The sequence below is a fragment of the Pedobacter sp. genome (assembly GCF_965227205.1).
Classification (GTDB): domain Bacteria; phylum Bacteroidota; class Bacteroidia; order Sphingobacteriales; family Sphingobacteriaceae; genus Pedobacter.
The window spans coordinates 105,642-122,608 of record NZ_OZ245727.1 but is presented as its reverse complement, the minus strand read 5'-3'; the positions used below and the strand labels follow the sequence as shown (position 1 = coordinate 122,608).

Genomic DNA, 16,967 nt, shown 5'->3' with positions numbered 1-16,967 from the left:
AAGTTTAATATTAACAAATCATTAACTATCTTAATTATCTAAAAGGATTTTTTTTAATAGTTTTACGATATGCGCTTTCTACCTCTCTTTTTGTTAACCCTTTTATTCTCATTTAAAACGTGGGCTAAATCTGCGCCGCCTATTAATGATGAAATTGCTAATGCTATAAAAATAACAAATACCACTGCCTTTTGTACCGACGATGCTGCATACAGCAACTTAGAAGCTACCCAAACCAATACTTACGCCAAACCTATGGGTTGGTTGGCTACAGGAAAAGATGTATGGTTTAAATTTACAGCTTCAAAATACGATGTTAATATTTCTGTAACCGGCCAAGTAAATGCTGCAAGTACGAATACATTAATAACGCCGCTTGTAGCATTATATACTTTCGAGCCAAACACTACCGGAATTTCTGAAATGATTGGTACGAGTTTTACTTCTAACAACGTTACCTCGCTTTATAAAGGTGCTTTAACAATTGGGCAGGAATATTATATCAGAGTAAGTGGTGCAAACGATAATACCGGAACTTTTAAGTTATGCGTTGATAATTATTTTCCACCAATCAAAGCTGGTCAGGATTGTATTTCTGCCTCGATATTATGTTCAAAAGAATCGTTCACGCAATTAAATGTTACTGGTTCTGGTGGTAACAACCGGGAATCTGCTGGTACTTGTCTTGGAACAGAATCAAATTCTTCATGGTATTTGTTCAAAGCTTCGAAAGCAGGTAGTTTAACATTTGTTATTACACCATCAGTAACTACGAATGATATTGATTGGGTTTTTTATGATTTAGGTGTGGATGGAGATTGCAGCAAAATCAATGCAGCGAATGCCATACGTTGTGCAGCAGGTAGTGGCGTAACCTGTACACCAAGCTATTACAAAACTGGTTTAAGTATGACTGAAACTGATTTAACTGAAAGTTCTGGTTGCCCAATTACTCCACAAAATGGTTTTGTTAAATATGTTGATTTAGTTGAAGGACATACTTATGCACTTTTAATCGATAATTTCTCTAGCGGAAACAATGGCTTTACCATAGAATTTGATGGAACGGCAGATTTCGCTGGCCCAAGTGCAGAAATTTTAGTCGACAAGCTAAATCCTTGTACGGATAGCCAGGCTTATATTTTTAAAAGTAATGCAACAAATTACGCTTCTTTAAAATGGTCTTTTGGCGAAGGCGCAAGCATTACATCTGCTACAACAGATGGTCCATTTACTATTACGTACAGCACGCCGGGAGAAAAAGTTGTGGTGCTTGAAGCTAAAGCCGATAACGGATGTAATGTGATAACAACTCAAAGTTTTATCGTTGCAAAAACGCCTGATAAACCAACCATAACGGCTTCCTCTGTAAATCTTTGTCAGGGAGATGTTCTTCAGCTTTCTACTCCTGCTGTAAATCTTGCAACCTATCATTGGACTGGTCCGAATGGATTTGTATCGGCAATTAGAAACCCAACCATACCAATCACTGGGCCAGAAAACAAAGGTATTTACAAGTTATTTATACAGGTTGGCGATTGTATTAGTCCGGAAAACAGTATTGAAATTCTATCTGTAGATTTAAAACCTGAAGCAGATTTTTCCATAGTGACTAATAATAAGTGCGAGCAAAATCAAAGCTTTTCATTTGTAAATTCTTCAAAAAACTACACCAAAATAAACTGGAATTTTGGCAACGGAGTTGGGAGTAATACCATTGCTGCAAATGACGGAAAACTAATTACTTACTTAACCCCAGGTTTAAGAAGTATAACTTTAACAATAGAAACCCCAAATGGTTGTACAGCTACGAAAACCATCGATTTATTGGTTGAAGTAAAACCTGAAACTCCAGTAATTTCTGTAAACCAACCATTATTTTGCTTAGGCGATGTTATAAAATTATCTGTACCTAAAATAGATAACATAACTTATGAATGGACTGGCCCAAATAATTTTACCGCGACAACTAGTGCCATAGAAATACCAATTACTAATTTCAATCAAGCAGGAACGTACACAGTTTCCCTAACATCTGGTAGTTGTAGTCCGGTTATTGCAAGTTTGGTTATTCCGCCAATTGCAAAAATCCCTGTTGCAAATTTTTATACCGAACCGGGTTTTAACGGGAAATATTCTATTCCTGCGCCAATTAATTTTATCAATAAATCTACTGATGCAGATTTTTATGAATGGGAGTTTGGAGATGGCTTAACATCAACAGAAACCAACCCTTTACACACCTATCAAACAGATGGATTATTCAAAATAAAACTTACTGCGTTTTCTAAAAACGGTTGTTTTAACAGCATCCTTTTAGGTGATTTATTAGTAAAAAAAGAAGGTTCTATCTTTACTCCAAATTCTTTCACGCCAAATGGAGATGGAATTAATGATGAATTTGTAGTCGGCATTACCAACTTAAAAAGATATAGAATTCAAGTATTTAACAGGTATGGAAATGTTGTATTTTCAAGCGATAATATTTACGATAACTGGAAAGGTACTTTTAAAGGCAATGATTTACCAGTTGGTGTTTATTATTATTTAATACTTGGTACCACACTAAATAATGAAAACGTAAAATATTCTGGCTCAGTTATGCTGATGAGGTAGTTTTAGCAATAAAACAAAATCGCAATCAGATAAGAAATGAAAATGGAAAATGAAGAGAAGTTATTATCAAAATACAACACAGTTCTTTTTAGCAGAAGATAAAAATTCAATTTTTGGGCAACTTGCAAAAAAACATCAGCACGATCTTGAAGATCAGCAAAAAAATGCATGGCTTAAACAAATTGATTTTTTAAAAACGTGGCTCAAAAACATTGATGGGGTAATCTATTTTGAATTTTCAATTCCTCGCATGGGAAAACGAGTTGACAATATATTAATTATAAAAAATTTGATTTTCGTAATAGAGTTCAAAGTTGGAGATACTCAATATACAAAAGATGCTCAATATCAAACTATAGATTATTGTCTTGACTTATTAAATTTTCATGAAGGTAGTCACGGCAAAACAATTATTCCGATTTTAGTTGCTACAAAGGCACCAAACATTTTAAACGAAATTCATAGCGCAATGCGTTTAGATAATTGTATTCTTTGCAATTCAGAAAATTTCGATATCAATTTGAAAAGTATTTTAGAGAATATCACAGTAACACAAAATATTAATATTTCTGATTGGGAAAATAGCACATATAAGCCAACACCAACAATTATCGAAGCAGCGCAAGCACTTTACAAAGGACACAATGTTCAAGAAATTTCCAGAAACGATTCAGGAGCAATAAATCTTTCACGAACTTCAAAAGCAATTAATAGCATTATTGAAGCTGCAAAGATTAATAAGCAAAAATCAATTTGTTTTCTCACAGGTGTTCCTGGTGCGGGCAAAACGCTTGCAGGTTTGAACATTGCAAACGAAAGGCTTAAGGCAGACGAAACTGAGCATTCAGTTTTCCTCTCTGGCAATGGTCCACTGGTAGATGTTCTGCGAGAGGCATTGACTCGAGACTCAGTTCAAACAGCTAAAGATAATGGAGAAAAATTGAAACGAACTGATGCTGAACGCAAAGCAAAAGCGTTTATTCAAAACATTCATCATTTTAGAGATGATAACTTGAACACTGACAAAGCACCAACAGAAAAAGTTGTAGTGTTTGACGAAGCTCAAAGAGCTTGGCAAAAAGAACAAGTTTCAAAGTTTATGAAAACCAAGAAAGGAATCGATGACTTTGAAATGTCTGAACCTGAATATTTAATTAGTGTTATGAATCGCCATGAAGATTGGTGTACTATAGTTTGCTTAATTGGTGGTGGGCAGGAAATTAATACAGGTGAGGCAGGCGTTTCGGAATGGATTAATTCCTTAAAACATAAATATCCAAATTGGAATGTATATTATTCAGACAAAATCTTAAGTGAAAAAACAACTTATCTAAATGATAAGCTACTTTTAGATTGGCTTCAAATAAATGGAACCAAAGAGGCTGATTTGCATTTGGCTGTTTCTCTTCGCTCTTTTAGAAGTGAAAAAATTGCATCATTTATTCAAAATCTTTTAGAAAACGAACCAAATAAAGCAAAAGAAATTTTAGATACAGTCAAAACGAACTATCCAATTTTGTTAACAAGAGATTTAAGTAAAGCAAAAAAATGGATTAAACAGCAAGCCAAAGGGACAGAACGAATTGGCATTGTAGCAAGCTCTGGTGGGCGCAGATTACGAGCGGAAGGAATAAATGTAAAAAACGAAATTGAGCCCTCAAATTGGTTTCTAAATCAACAAAACGATGTTCGCTCATCGTACTATTTAGAAGAAGTTGCAACAGAATTTGATATTCAAGGTTTAGAAATTGATTTTACATGCGTTGCTTGGGATATCAATTTATTCCACGGCAACAATCAATGGAATTATCAGAATTTTAAAGGCTCTAAATGGCAAAAAATCAATCAAGATTCTGCTAAAAATTATTTATTAAATTCATATCGTGTTTTGTTGACAAGAGCAAGGCAAGGAATGATAATTTTTGTTCCCGCCGTTGATGATTTAGACGAAACTAGGCCGAAAAAATATTACGACGAAACTTATGAATATTTAAAACAGTGTGGCCTTATAATTTTATAATTCATCTACATCTAACAAAAATTTTAAATCAATTACTTCAATTCGATATTAATTAAAAGCGCTAAAATATTCTACTCCAAACTCAACCCTATTTCCTTCAATAAAATACCCGCATTAAAAGTAGAACATGGGCCTTGCTTTAGCTTGTAATCAAATTTCATTTCGCCACTATTTATTTGAATATCGAAGTGAAAATTTCTGAGTGTTTTTTCATGATCGTTTTTCAAATCGGCTAACTGTAAATCATGCGTGGCAAAAAGAGCAGGTGTTTTCTCTGCGATTAATTTCTCGACAAAAACTTTCGAGCCTAAATATTTATCGCGACTGTTTGTCCCTCTTAACATTTCATCAATTAAAACAAACGTGTCTTTAGATTTAGAAACGTTATCTAAAATCATTTTCAGGCGATTAAGTTCTGCTTTAAATGTAGATGTACTTTCATTCAACGAATCTTTTATCCGCATGTAAGTGTTAAGCTTAAATACCGAAAGTTTCATTTGCTTTGCACAAACGGGTGCACCTGTATAAGCCAAAATCGTATTAATTCCAATTGTTCTTAAGAAAGTACTTTTCCCTGCCATGTTAGAACCTGTAATCACATCAACAGTTGGCTCATTTTCTACATTAAAATCGTTATTTACTCGAATGTTTTTCGCTATTAAAGGGTGGCCAATTTCCAAAGCCTGCAAAGTAAATTCATTGGTTATTTCAGGAAACACCCACTCAGGTTGGTTATGTGCAAGCGTAGCCAAAGAAATCAGTTCTTCAAAATCGCCAAGCTGATCTAAAGCTGCAACAACATCTTTTGATGAAGTTTTATGCCATTGTTCCAGATTTATACAACATTTTAAATCCCACAATAAAAAAGCATTTAGTGCTGTAGCAACTACAATATTTAACCGGGCATCAAAATTCTGAATAATCTTCGATAGGCTTTTTATTTCAGCACTAACTGGTTTTTCAGCAGAAAACAAAGAAAGGATATAGCTACTGCTCCATTTATACTTTTCTGTCCAGCTAATGGCTTCGGCATAACCATTTAACAGATTTGAGCTGCCGCTAAAGCTATAATAAACCTTATTTATTTTTGAGCCATGAAAAATATTAATAGAAACATTTATCAGCAAATAAGCAGTAAGTATATTCCAAAAAATAGTGTTTATAAATACCGCAGCAATAAGTAAGGATAAAGAAACAAACGGAACTATTTTAACATAAAGCGTTATGGCTTTATTTCTAACAAATGCCAGTTGTTTCCCTAAGTGTTTATCAAGCTGTTCTTTTATCTGTTCAATCTTATTAATATCATATCCATGCAGATTAGCCCTGAAGTCGAAAGTATCATCTATATGTTCAAAAACTTCTTTAACAGCTTCCTGTCTTGATAAAATAGTTTCTCTATTAGTATTATTCGATAAATTTTGGGCTAAAACATCCTTGCCTTTTTTGGTGTAACACCTATTAATTAAAGAATATAAAGAGGCATTTCCAAAAATATCTAAATCAGAAGTGTAGGGATGGTTCTCTGATTCATATTGAGCACCATCATCGTAACCATTTTTTATGCCTTTTAACTGGTTCCATTCATTTTGATAAACCCATAACAATTGTTTCTGATAATCAATTTCCTTATCCAGTTTGCTTTGCTTTTTCACTACAATCGCAAAAATCACTATCGGGATAATTAAACTAATTTGAATCACAGTTCTCCAGATATTATCTTCAGAATTTAACAGTAAAACGAAGAAGACTATCTCAACTAAAAACAAAGCAATTCTTAAGTAAGAAAAATTTTGAAGTTGTTTTTGTGTTCCCTCAATTTTGTCTTTTACCTGTTCTATGCTTCGGCTGTAACCAAAAATTATCTGCTCTTGTGTTTTTAACATTATATTTGAATCTCGAAAAATTCTAAAGATAGAAAAATATTAAATGAAGATTACGCTTATCGCCATTGGCAAAACAGAAGATAAATATTTAATAGAAGGGATTGATAAATACATTAACCGTTTAAAGCATTACATCCACTTTAATTTTGTTGCCATACCCGATGTTAAGAATGTAAAAAACCTTTCAGAAGCACAGCAAAAAACAAAAGAAGCAGAACTGCTGCACAAACAAATTAATAATGGCGATGTTGTTATTTTATTGGATGAGAAAGGCAAAAAATATTCTTCAGTTCAATTTTCTGCATACCTAAATAAACAAATGGTAGGTAGTGTGCAACATTTAATATTTATAATTGGCGGTCCGTATGGTTTTGATGATAGCATTTACAAAAGAGCAAATGGATTAATATCTTTATCCGATATGACTTTTTCGCATCAAATGATTCGCTTATTTTTTGTTGAGCAATTGTACCGCGGATTTAGTATTTTAAAGGGAGAACCATATCATCACGCATAATAAACAAATGCTAATCTTGTGGAATTAGCGATATAAAAACATCATTAATAAAAAAGATTATGTTACTAGATAAATATAAAAGACAATACAAATTTAAAAGCCGTCAATCAGGAAGCGATAAAGTTTTATGGATTAGCTTAGCTATTTCTGCAGTCGTAATTGCTGTTTTGTGGTACTTCTTTTAAAAACCATTTAAACAAGAAAGCCATTGCAAATTGCAATGGCTTTCTTGTTTATTAAAAGAGAATTAAACTCCTTTTTTACTTGTCATGCTTGCTTTTTTAGCAGGAGCAGATGTTTTAGTTGTTGCTTTCGCGTTCGAAGCTTTAGCACCTGTAGCTTTCTGTTTTTTATCAGCAGCAGCTTTTTCTTCAGATAGTTTCACTTCAGCCGGTGTACCTTGTGTTTCTGGAGTATCTTCAGTAAACAATGGCATATCTTTTAATAAGTTATACCAACCGATGATTTTTTTCATGTCTGAAGCATAAACCTTCTCCTCATCATGTCCTGGCGCAACTTCGTTAAAATAAGCACGTAAAACTTTCGTGTCCGATTTTGTATCAGGTGTTGTACCTTTTTCAGTAATTTTTGCAAACACATCAACCAGTTTAATTTCCTGGTCTTCACCGTAAACGGTAATATCTTCGAGCGATGCAAGTTTTGTATTGGTAATATTTGCAACAACCTTTAGCTTTTGTGCATCAAGGCTTTCTAAGATATAACCAACTTTATTTTGTCCAACAAGTTTAAATAAACCTGGTCTGCCAGAAACGGCAACTATTCCTCTTAAATTCATATGTTTTGAGATTTGAGAAATGAGATACATGATATGAGACAATAGCTCAAATCTAACATCTCAAATCTAATGTCTAGTCTTCAATTATTTCTACAGTTAAAATTTTATCTCCTTGACGGATATCATCAACAAGATCAACATTTTCAACTGCTTTACCAAATACGGTATGGTTACGATCTAAGTGTGCAGTATTTGTTCTGCTGTGGCAGATAAAAAACTGCGAACCACCTGTATTTCTGCCAGCGTGTGCCATCGATAATACACCACGATCGTGAAATTGGTTTTCGCCATCCAATTCACAATCAATTTTATAACCCGGACCACCTGTACCTGGCATTCCTGTTGCGCCATCTTTAGAATTTGGGCAACCAGTTTGAACCATAAAATTAGGAATTACGCGGTGGAAAGTTACACCATCATAAAAGCCTTCTTTTGCTAATTTTTTAAAGTTTTCTACTGCTTTCGGAGCATCTTTTTCAAAGAACTCAACAGTCATATCACCTTTTTCGGTTTTTATTATTGCTTTACTCATATCAATTTTATTTATTAAAAAATCCCAAAAATTAATAAAAACTAATCGGGAAGCGCAAAAATAGCAAAATTGTATAAATAGAACATCTTTAAAGTTTTAAATTATTATATTATCTTTTTTAAAAGGATACGAAAACGAACGGTAAAGCAATTCTTCGGATTATTCAGCCCCGCCATTCATTACAATCTTTTAAAAACTTCTATCATTCTGAGGAACGAAGAATCTGTTTCATCGGTTACAGATGCTTCGTTCCTCAGCATGACAAAATATTCAAGGTTGCTGCCTTTAAAAGTATTTTCATTACTGTCGGGTTTAGGTACAGAGTTTTATCGCACAGAAAAAACAAAACCCATCAAACACGATTAAATTTTCGGAAACAGACTAAATCAGGTATTTTAGTGTTTTATGTTATTATGGCCGTTAAAAAGAAACATTACATTTTAATATTCTTTCTGCTTTTAAGCTTTGGTGTTAAAGCTTCATCAATATTAATTTATATGGATGAAGACCAGAAGAACCATCTAAAAGCTTACGGAATTGCTTATTGGACCATCAGCAAACAGGTTGAAGTAGATTGGCTTTTAAATTACCGCGGAGGAAGTTTTCTCATAAAATATAATAAAACAGTAGAAGATGAATGCAAAATCCGTGGTGTTTCTTACGAAGTAGTTGCCGATGGAAAAGTTATAAATCTGCTAAATGAAATCAGTGACCCATCCGTAAACATGGAAATGGTAAAGCTTGAGAAAACTCCGAAGATTGCGGTTTACTCTCCAAAAAGCAAATTACCTTGGGATGATGCTGTAACCCTCGTTTTAACTTATGCAGAAATACCTTACGATGTAATTTATGATGATGATATTTTGCAGGATAAGCTAAGCAAGTACGATTGGTTACACTTACACCACGAAGATTTTACTGGTCAGTATGGCCGATTCTGGTCGTCTTTTCGTTTTGCAAACTGGTACCAGGAAGATGTTAAAAATCAGGAAGCATTAGCAAAAAGATTAGGCTATAAAAAAGTCTCGCAAATGAAACTTGCTGTTGCAAAACAGATTAAAGAGTATTGTGTTGGCGGTGGTTTCATGTTTGCCATGTGTTCTGGCACCGATAGTTTCGATATTGCATTAGCTGCAGAAGGTGTAGATATTTGTGCAGCAATGTTTGATGGCGATGCTGCAGACCCGAATGCGCAATCGAAATTAGATTTCTCAAAAACCTTAGCTTTCCAAAACTTTAAGCTCGATAATAACCCAATGAATTACGAATTTTCGGATATAGACGCTACAAATGGAAGAGGTTTAAATGAAAGCAATGATTTTTTTACCTTATTCGATTTCTCAGCAAAATGGGATTTGGTTCCAACCATGCTCACCCAAAACCACGATAAAGTTATTAAAGGTTTTATGGGACAAACAACTGCCTTCAAAAAAAGATTAATTAAAACCAGTGTAACCGTTTTAGGCGAAAACAAGGGTGCTGCAGAAGTTCGATACTTACACGGAGAAATTGGTAAAGGGCAGTTTACATTTTATGGAGGGCACGATCCGGAAGATTATCAACATGCCGTTGGCGACCCTCCAACTGATTTAAACCTACATCCAAACTCTGCAGGTTACCGATTAATACTTAATAATGTACTTTTTCCTGCCGCTAAGAAAAAACCTCAGAAAACTTAGTCTTTTTAATTTTTATTTAACAGTTTAATTATTCTTTAATAGACTAAAAATCCACTTAAACATACAGTATATATTGTGTGCTAGATACTGCTATAGCGCAACAATAAAAAGAAATATTACTACTAAAACATACTGTAAACCAATATTTTAATTAACAGACAAGTAACATAAATAATACTTTGGCATAGCTTTTGGAATGATGGCGGTAATTAACACCGAATCATTTATTCGGAAATTATTTTAAACAAGATTCTTTACCTAAAGAAAAATATTATGAAAAAGTTACTATTAAGCGCAGGTGTATTATTATTAGCTACAGGCGCATTTGCACAGACAACAATGAGTGGAAGTTCTGCGAGATTTGGATTAAAAGCGGGTGTTAACTTAGCAAGATTTCATGCTAGCAATACTTCTGGAAGCTCGACATACAACGATAATGTAAAAGATAACGTAGGCTTTAACGTTACAGCTTTTGGAGATTTTGGTGTTTCAAACAATTTCTTTATTCAACCTGGTGTATCATTTCAAAACAAAGGTGCTAAATTCCAATCTACAGATGTTATAACATTAGGAAATACAACTACCACAACTGTTGCAGAAAACAAAACAAGTTTAATGAATATTGAAGTTCCTGTAAACGCAGTATTCAGGATTCCTACCGGAGATGTTGGAGCAATTCAAGTTTCTGCAGGACCTTATGTTGGTTTCAATATTTCAGGAAAAAATAAATTGGAAGGAACTACAACAACCCGTAATAATACTACAGGCGCAACAGCAACAAGTAATTCTTCAACTGAGAATGACTTATCTTTTGGTTCAGCATCAAATAAAAATTATAGTTCAACAGAGTTTGGTGCAAACTTTGGTTTAGCTTATAGATTTACAAATGGATTTCAATTTGGCGCCAACTACGGTTTAGGATTATCAAATTTAATTCCTAAAGACAACAGGTCAAATGCAGGTGATGCAAAATTATCAAATCGCGTATTAGGATTTACAATTGGTTACTCATTGTAGAAACCTACAGCTAACAAAAAAGGCTTCGATGAAAATCGAAGCCTTTTTTGTTTTAATCGTAGAAGTTCCAGGTTAAACCAAACTTAAGTAATGCATCAGGCATTGGGTATCTGTTTACAGTATAATATCCGTTAGATAATAAACCTTGGTTAGCATAATCGTATTTCACAAAAATATTTGCTCTTTTTAAATTCGCTTTTAAATATACATCTACTACGGGAACTGATTTTAGAGCGATAGCATCGCCTACATAAAATTGAGCGAGAGCTGGAGAATAAGAGTAATTTTCGTAAGCAGTATTATATCTCACATCAAAACCAATGTTAGTTTTTAGCACTTTAAAAAGGTTTAAATCGAAAGAAAAACTATTGCAGGTATAAAATTCTGGCGTACGTAAAACATCATTATTATCTGTTTTTTGATAAGCCAAATAGTTCTCAATCAGAAATTTTCCAAACCGCCATTTTTTAGCAACATCCAATCTAATTAAACTAATATCTGCTTTTTCTTGCAATGGTTTAATATCAATATCATTAATTCCTGAGATGGTTCTACCAGTACCAAAATATAAGTAGTTACTGGTTAAGAAATATTTTGCTCCGGCTTCTAAACCTAACTTGTCATTTATATATGCAAAAGATAAATTGGCTACTTTAACATTTTGGAAGTTATTATTCCAGATGAAATGATTTCCATCGTAAAAATTAAAAATTTCTGATGGGGATTGATTTTGAAGATAAGCACTCAATTGTAAACGACCTATTGATTTACTTAGCGCAATGTTACTTTTTGCTTCGTATAAAAAATCGCCGGCGTTTCTTCCCTGAAAAACCTGATTAACATCTAAGTTAAAATCGATATTACTTGTAAACCTATAGCCTAGCGCACCAACAACCGTCATATTTTGAAATGCAAATTCCCGATTGCTGTAAGTTGAACCATTAGATCTGCTTCCTAAAGATTGAAATTGATAGTAATCGTGTCTGATTCCGGCATCTAACTTCAATTCATTTTTAATAACCGATGAATTTTTTGGACGAAGGAAAAAGCTATACACAAACTCATTTTTAATATGTTTAATATGTGTTGAATCGCTGGTAAAAGACAAATCCTGTAAGCCATCACTTTTAGTTAAAGCCTTTGGAATAACAGAATTATCATCTTCTTCGTTTTTATAGAAGCCGTAGCTATCGTTATTATATTCTAAAGTATAAGTAACCTTATTGGTTGGCAAAACCGAACTGTTTGTTGTGGTACTATCAATACGGCCAACATAATAGGTCTGCTTTACAAACAAGGTGTTTTTCTTATACATATTTCTGGCAGTAGTTAATCTTGTTGCCTCAGCCTTTCTATCAATTTTTGAATAACCGTCGTTAAAAATGGTATCTGCCTGAATAGAACCGTTTTCGTAAGCTCTGAGCGTATTAAATATAGCAGAAGCCCACATATTGTAGCGTTTATTTGGCGATTGATACCAGCTGAATATCGCAATGTTTAAATTATCTCCTCTTTGCCTGCTGTAGAATCCTCTGGAATCCATTCGATTAAAGTTCAAACCCATATTCCAGTTTTTCTTGATATTCTGGCTGTGGGTTGCTTTAAAATACTGCTCTTTTTGTCCGGCACTTACCAAATACAAACTGGTGTACGGTGCTCTTGCCTGATAATAAATTATATCTTCAGGACTCAGGGCATAATAATCTAACGCATGAAAACCAACATCAAAACCAATTCTTCTGGATGGCTCGTAAAGCAAAGGTCTGGCTACTTGCCCAACACTACCCGTAGTAATAGCCGGGTGCCTTGGTTGCAAAAGCGGACTATAATTTTGAATGTTATAAGTTGAAGTATCTAGCGGCAATAAGACAATGCTATCTTTACTTAAAGCCATTTTGGTAAACTTTATGTACTTAGCATTGTAAACAATAGAATCCTTTTCACCTTCTTCTTTCTTACGCAAAGAATCAAGTTCTTTATTATTACCTACGTTTGTTTTCAAATCCTGTGCCCTTGCATCATTTTTAATGATGAAGAACAACGCAACCAAACAGAATAGAATTGCCTTACGCATCTTACAGTTCAGCGATTAATCGGGTTAAAATTTCAGTCATTTTAGGTTCTGCCTTTGCAGCTGCTTCTAAAATTTCATCTAATTTAAAGGGTTGCAAATCTTCCGGAAAACCTTCGTCTGTTAATACAGAAATTGCAAAAACCGGTAAACCTGCATGATTTGCTACTATAACTTCAGGAACAGTGCTCATTCCAACTGCATCGGCACCAATTAATCTCAAATATTTATACTCGGCTTTTGTTTCGAGGTTCGGACCAGAGACGGCAACATAAACACCTTTATGGCATTTCACATCTACATCTTTAGCAATTTCTAAAGCTTTTGCAATAATCGAGCGCTTGTAAGGCTGACTCATATCCGGAAAACGCGGACCAAGCGAGCTTTCAATTAAACCACGTAACGGGTTATCTGGTTGAAGATTAATGTGGTCTTCAATTATCATTAAATCGCCTTTCTTAAAATCAGGATTTAAAGAACCTGCAGCATTTGATACTATTAAATTTTCGATGCCCAAACCCTTCATAACCCTTACCGGGAAAGTAATTTGTTGCATGCTATAACCTTCGTAATAATGCAAACGACCTTGCATTGCCACAATTTTCTTTCCATTTAAGGTTCCAAAAATGAGTTTGCCACTGTGAAATTCTAATGTAGATATTGGGAAATTTGGAATGTTTGAGTACATCAACTGATGCTCAACTTCTATATCTTTAACTAAACCACCTAAACCGGTTCCTAAAATAATACCTATCTCTGGCGTAAAGTTTTCGGTTTTACGTTTTATATACTCAACTGTTTCTTCTATTGCTCTTAACATAGTTTAAAATAAGTTCATCAAAGGTAATCTTATCTTCTTCAAATAATTCAACCTCGATGGGTAAAAAATATACAGGTAAATTTACCAGTAAATCTTTAAATCCCGCAGCTTTTAAACGTTTGCTATCCTTTTCTGTTGTGATAATAATTTTTTCTTTTTTAATTTCTGAATGATAAGCCGAAACAAACTTTTTAATGTCTGCTTCTTTAAAGGCATAATGATCTGGAAATTGCTCGTGTTTTATGTTTTTAGAATACTTTTGCAGTTCCTCAATCAAAGGATCTGGATTGGCAATTCCTGTTAGCAGAAAAATTTCATGTTCTTTAATAGATTCTAACGAACGTGTTTCTTCACTATATAAATGCTTTAAATCGCCATATTTTAAGTAAGAGTGTAATACTTTTTGATTATTATTTGGCTGCAACTCGTTAATTGATGCTTGCTGTGCAACATGCAATAATGGAACTGGTGACTTAGTAACCAACAAAACATCTGCTCGTTTCCGTGATGAGAAAACATCTCTTAAATTTCCTGCCGGAAGAAGAAATTGTAGCGTACCGAGTTTCCTAAATTCAAAAAGTAAAATATTTAAGCCTGCCCTAACCGGGCGATGTTGAAAGGCATCATCAAGAATAATTAAATCGTGATTTTCTTTAAGTTTTTCGATGCCTTTTATACGTTCTTCGCAAACGGAAACGGTTACATTTTCAAATTTTTGATAGTATTGTAAAGGTTCATCGCCTATTGTTTCGGCAGTGGCATTATCATCCGCAAGAATAAAACCATTAGTTTTTCGTCCGTAACCGCGACTTAAAATGGCAATCTTATAATCGGCCAATAACCTAATCAAATATTCGGTTGTTGGCGTTTTGCCCGAACCACCAACAGCTAAATTTCCAACACAGATTACTGGCAAGTCGAATTTTACAGATGGCATAAGGCCCCAATCGTAAAGTTTTTTACGAAGCGTAATGGCTAAGCCATAAATAAGTGAAAAAGGAAGAAGTAAAAGGCGTAAATAGTTAACTAGCATACCGTCGTGTTTTCAAAAATAGGGATAATTTAAAAAAGTTTGGCACCGCTTTTAAGCAATGACTAATAAAGCAACCCAAGTAAACAGAAAAGGTTTGTCAGAATTTTATTGAAAAGATAAAATGTATCATATTTAGTTTGCGAAAAGAATAATATTAACTTAATTCAGATCCCTTTGATTGCCCAGTCTTTTAGGTCACTTAATGGAATTAAGTCCATAGTGAGTCCATGGTAAGTCCATGTTTTCGCAATAAATAACGGATTTACCAAGGATGACTTCTATTCTAAATACGAATGCGATAAGGAGATGCTATACTTATACTACGGTTATAACTGGAATTGGCATTGACTCCCTTAGCTTATATAGATGCTGATAGTTATTTGAATTGGAAAATATGCCCGAACATCAATGTATATTTATTTTTTATTATAATTGTCTGTTAACAAATACATAATTTAATGTCTCCAAATAAACGTCTAGTAGTCGGTGAAGGCCAAATAAGTGGCTACATTTCTATTTTTTTAGCTGTTTTAGCTTTACTTGGGATCTTGTGTTTCCACTATCCTGAAAAATTAACTACCCCAGAATTTAGAGAAGTTTACACCAAAGATAGTATGGAAGTACTGATGCTTGGTGGCGTAATTGCTTCCTTCTTTTTTGCTGCGTTAAGTGTTGTACTCAGTAAAAAATTAAAGTGGGGTTGGCCAGGTTTTGTGCTTGCAGCATTAGCAGTAATATTGGGTGCTTTAAGTGTTGAGGGTAGAGATGTAGCAAAATCTAGCTGGCATTTTGGTTTAGACTGGATGATTTTAGACTTACTTTTAATGGTTGCCATTTTTGTTCCGTTGGAATTATTTTTCCCTAAAAATGATAAGCAAACAAAATTCCACGAAGAGTGGCGAACAGATTTAACTTACTTTGTAATTAGCCATTTGTTTATTCAGTTTTTTGGTATTGTAACGCAGAAACCTGCGGTGTTATTTTTTGGTTGGATGGGTTTAGATAAACTGCATACCTGGATACAAGGCTTACCTTTTATAGTTGCTTTGTTTTTAGCTTTTTTTACTACAGATTTATTTCAGTATTGGGCGCACCGCTTTTTTCATACCAGAGTTTCTTTGTGGCGTTTTCATTCTATCCACCATTCTACCCAAAACATGGATTGGCTAGCCGGAAGCCGGACTCATTTTATTGATATATTTTTCACCAGAGCAATGACTTTTATTCCATTGTATATTTTAGGTTTTTCTTCTACTGTATTTAATGTTTATATAATTTTTATTGCGATTCATGCGGTATTGATTCATGCCAACACGAGAATAAATTTTGGTCCGCTGAAATATATTTTTACTACGCCACAATACCACCACTGGCACCATTGCGAAGACCCAAAATATTATGGACATAACTTTGCTTCAATATTTCCTTTTATTGATATGATGTTTGGCACTTATTATTTACCGGGCAAAGAATGGCCTGCAGGCACAGGCGTACATGAGGCAGAATATCCGAAGGGTTTTGTAAAGCAAACGATTTATCCTTTTACTAAGAGTCCGTTTGATACGGATTTGAAAATGGAGGAACGGAGTGATAGGTAGATTAGTTTATTAGTCATTGGTTTATTAGTCATTAGTTCGTTAGCTAATTATGGTCTGTGGAGACACAGACCGAGGCGTTGACTTCCCTGAACTTAGAGACTTACGAAGTTTTTTAAACTTCGTAAGCCTACCTAACCCCCAAGCATTATAGCGAAAAGCCTTTGTTCCCTAAACCCGGTTGACGCGGAAATACTTTTTTCAATCTGACCTTAAAGATTGCCACGTCGTTCCTCCTCGCAATGACGTTAATGGTGGTGCTGACAAAAAAAGATTGTAGCAAAAAACGGGGCTGACATTCCTATGAAATACCAGTCCCTGCTTTTCAAATAACTAAAGACTTATGAAGTTTTTTTTCTTTTTTAGATTTAAACTTCGTAAGTCT

12 protein-coding genes are annotated in these 16,967 nt (G+C 34.1%); 6 read left to right on the top strand and 6 right to left on the bottom strand.

The window, feature by feature from the left end:
- The first annotated feature begins 90 nt into the window (after window positions 1–90).
- Window positions 91–2,616, top strand: coding sequence for a PKD domain-containing protein (locus ACO05K_RS00475; protein WP_421942510.1), 2,526 nt, complete (start codon window positions 91–93; stop codon window positions 2,614–2,616).
- A 49-nt stretch (window positions 2,617–2,665) separates the two neighbouring features.
- Window positions 2,666–4,636 carry a DUF2075 domain-containing protein gene (locus ACO05K_RS00470; RefSeq protein ID WP_421942509.1) on the top strand — a complete coding sequence of 657 codons (1,971 nt, stop codon included), beginning with the start codon at window positions 2,666–2,668 and terminating at the stop codon, window positions 4,634–4,636.
- A gap of 71 nt (window positions 4,637–4,707) precedes the next feature.
- Here ACO05K_RS00470 and ACO05K_RS00465 read toward each other — a convergent pair whose 3' ends face one another.
- Window positions 4,708–6,522, bottom strand: coding sequence for a MutS-related protein (locus ACO05K_RS00465; RefSeq protein WP_421942508.1), 1,815 nt, complete (start codon window positions 6,520–6,522; stop codon window positions 4,708–4,710).
- A gap of 43 nt (window positions 6,523–6,565) precedes the next feature.
- Here ACO05K_RS00465 and rlmH point away from each other — a divergent pair, with 43 nt between their 5' ends.
- Window positions 6,566–7,039 (top strand): 23S rRNA (pseudouridine(1915)-N(3))-methyltransferase RlmH, encoded by a 474-nt coding sequence (gene rlmH, locus ACO05K_RS00460; RefSeq protein WP_421942507.1) that lies wholly within the window; start codon window positions 6,566–6,568, stop codon window positions 7,037–7,039.
- Window positions 7,040–7,286: 247 nt separating this feature from the next.
- Here rlmH and ACO05K_RS00455 read toward each other — a convergent pair whose 3' ends face one another.
- Both ACO05K_RS00455 and ACO05K_RS00450 read right to left on the bottom strand, forming a co-directional pair.
- Window positions 7,287–7,835 (bottom strand): DUF5606 domain-containing protein, encoded by a 549-nt coding sequence (locus ACO05K_RS00455; RefSeq protein ID WP_421942506.1) that lies wholly within the window; start codon window positions 7,833–7,835, stop codon window positions 7,287–7,289.
- Window positions 7,836–7,908: 73 nt separating this feature from the next.
- Complete coding sequence (locus ACO05K_RS00450; protein ID WP_290241904.1) at window positions 7,909–8,367, bottom strand: peptidylprolyl isomerase; 459 nt, start codon at window positions 8,365–8,367, stop codon at window positions 7,909–7,911.
- A 497-nt stretch (window positions 8,368–8,864) separates the two neighbouring features.
- On the opposite strand from ACO05K_RS00450, the gene ACO05K_RS00445 reads away from it, so the two are divergent.
- Window positions 8,865–10,046, top strand: a complete 1,182-nt coding sequence (locus ACO05K_RS00445) for an asparagine synthetase B (RefSeq protein ID WP_421946264.1) — start codon at window positions 8,865–8,867, stop codon at window positions 10,044–10,046.
- Between the two features lie 273 nt (window positions 10,047–10,319).
- On the top strand, window positions 10,320–11,063 hold the full coding sequence (locus ACO05K_RS00440) for a porin family protein (RefSeq protein WP_421942505.1): 744 nt from the start codon (window positions 10,320–10,322) through the stop codon (window positions 11,061–11,063).
- A 52-nt stretch (window positions 11,064–11,115) separates the two neighbouring features.
- Here ACO05K_RS00440 and ACO05K_RS00435 read toward each other — a convergent pair whose 3' ends face one another.
- From ACO05K_RS00435 to lpxK, 3 genes are read right to left on the bottom strand one after another with little or no spacing between them, the layout of a single operon-like run.
- Window positions 11,116–13,137 carry a putative porin gene (locus ACO05K_RS00435; RefSeq protein WP_421942504.1) on the bottom strand — a complete coding sequence of 674 codons (2,022 nt, stop codon included), beginning with the start codon at window positions 13,135–13,137 and terminating at the stop codon, window positions 11,116–11,118.
- 1 nt (window position 13,138) lies between these two features.
- Window positions 13,139–13,954, bottom strand: coding sequence for a purine-nucleoside phosphorylase (locus tag ACO05K_RS00430; protein ID WP_421942503.1), 816 nt, complete (start codon window positions 13,952–13,954; stop codon window positions 13,139–13,141).
- Window positions 13,926–14,987: a tetraacyldisaccharide 4'-kinase gene (gene lpxK / locus ACO05K_RS00425; RefSeq protein WP_421942502.1), complete on the bottom strand. Its 1,062-nt coding sequence runs from the start codon at window positions 14,985–14,987 to the stop codon at window positions 13,926–13,928. The genes ACO05K_RS00430 and lpxK overlap by 29 nt, the downstream gene beginning before the upstream one ends.
- Before the next feature lie 458 nt (window positions 14,988–15,445).
- Between lpxK and ACO05K_RS00420 the strand changes: the two genes are divergently transcribed.
- Window positions 15,446–16,585, top strand: a complete 1,140-nt coding sequence (locus tag ACO05K_RS00420; RefSeq protein WP_421942501.1) for a sterol desaturase family protein — start codon at window positions 15,446–15,448, stop codon at window positions 16,583–16,585.
- Window positions 16,586–16,967 lie beyond the last annotated feature (382 nt).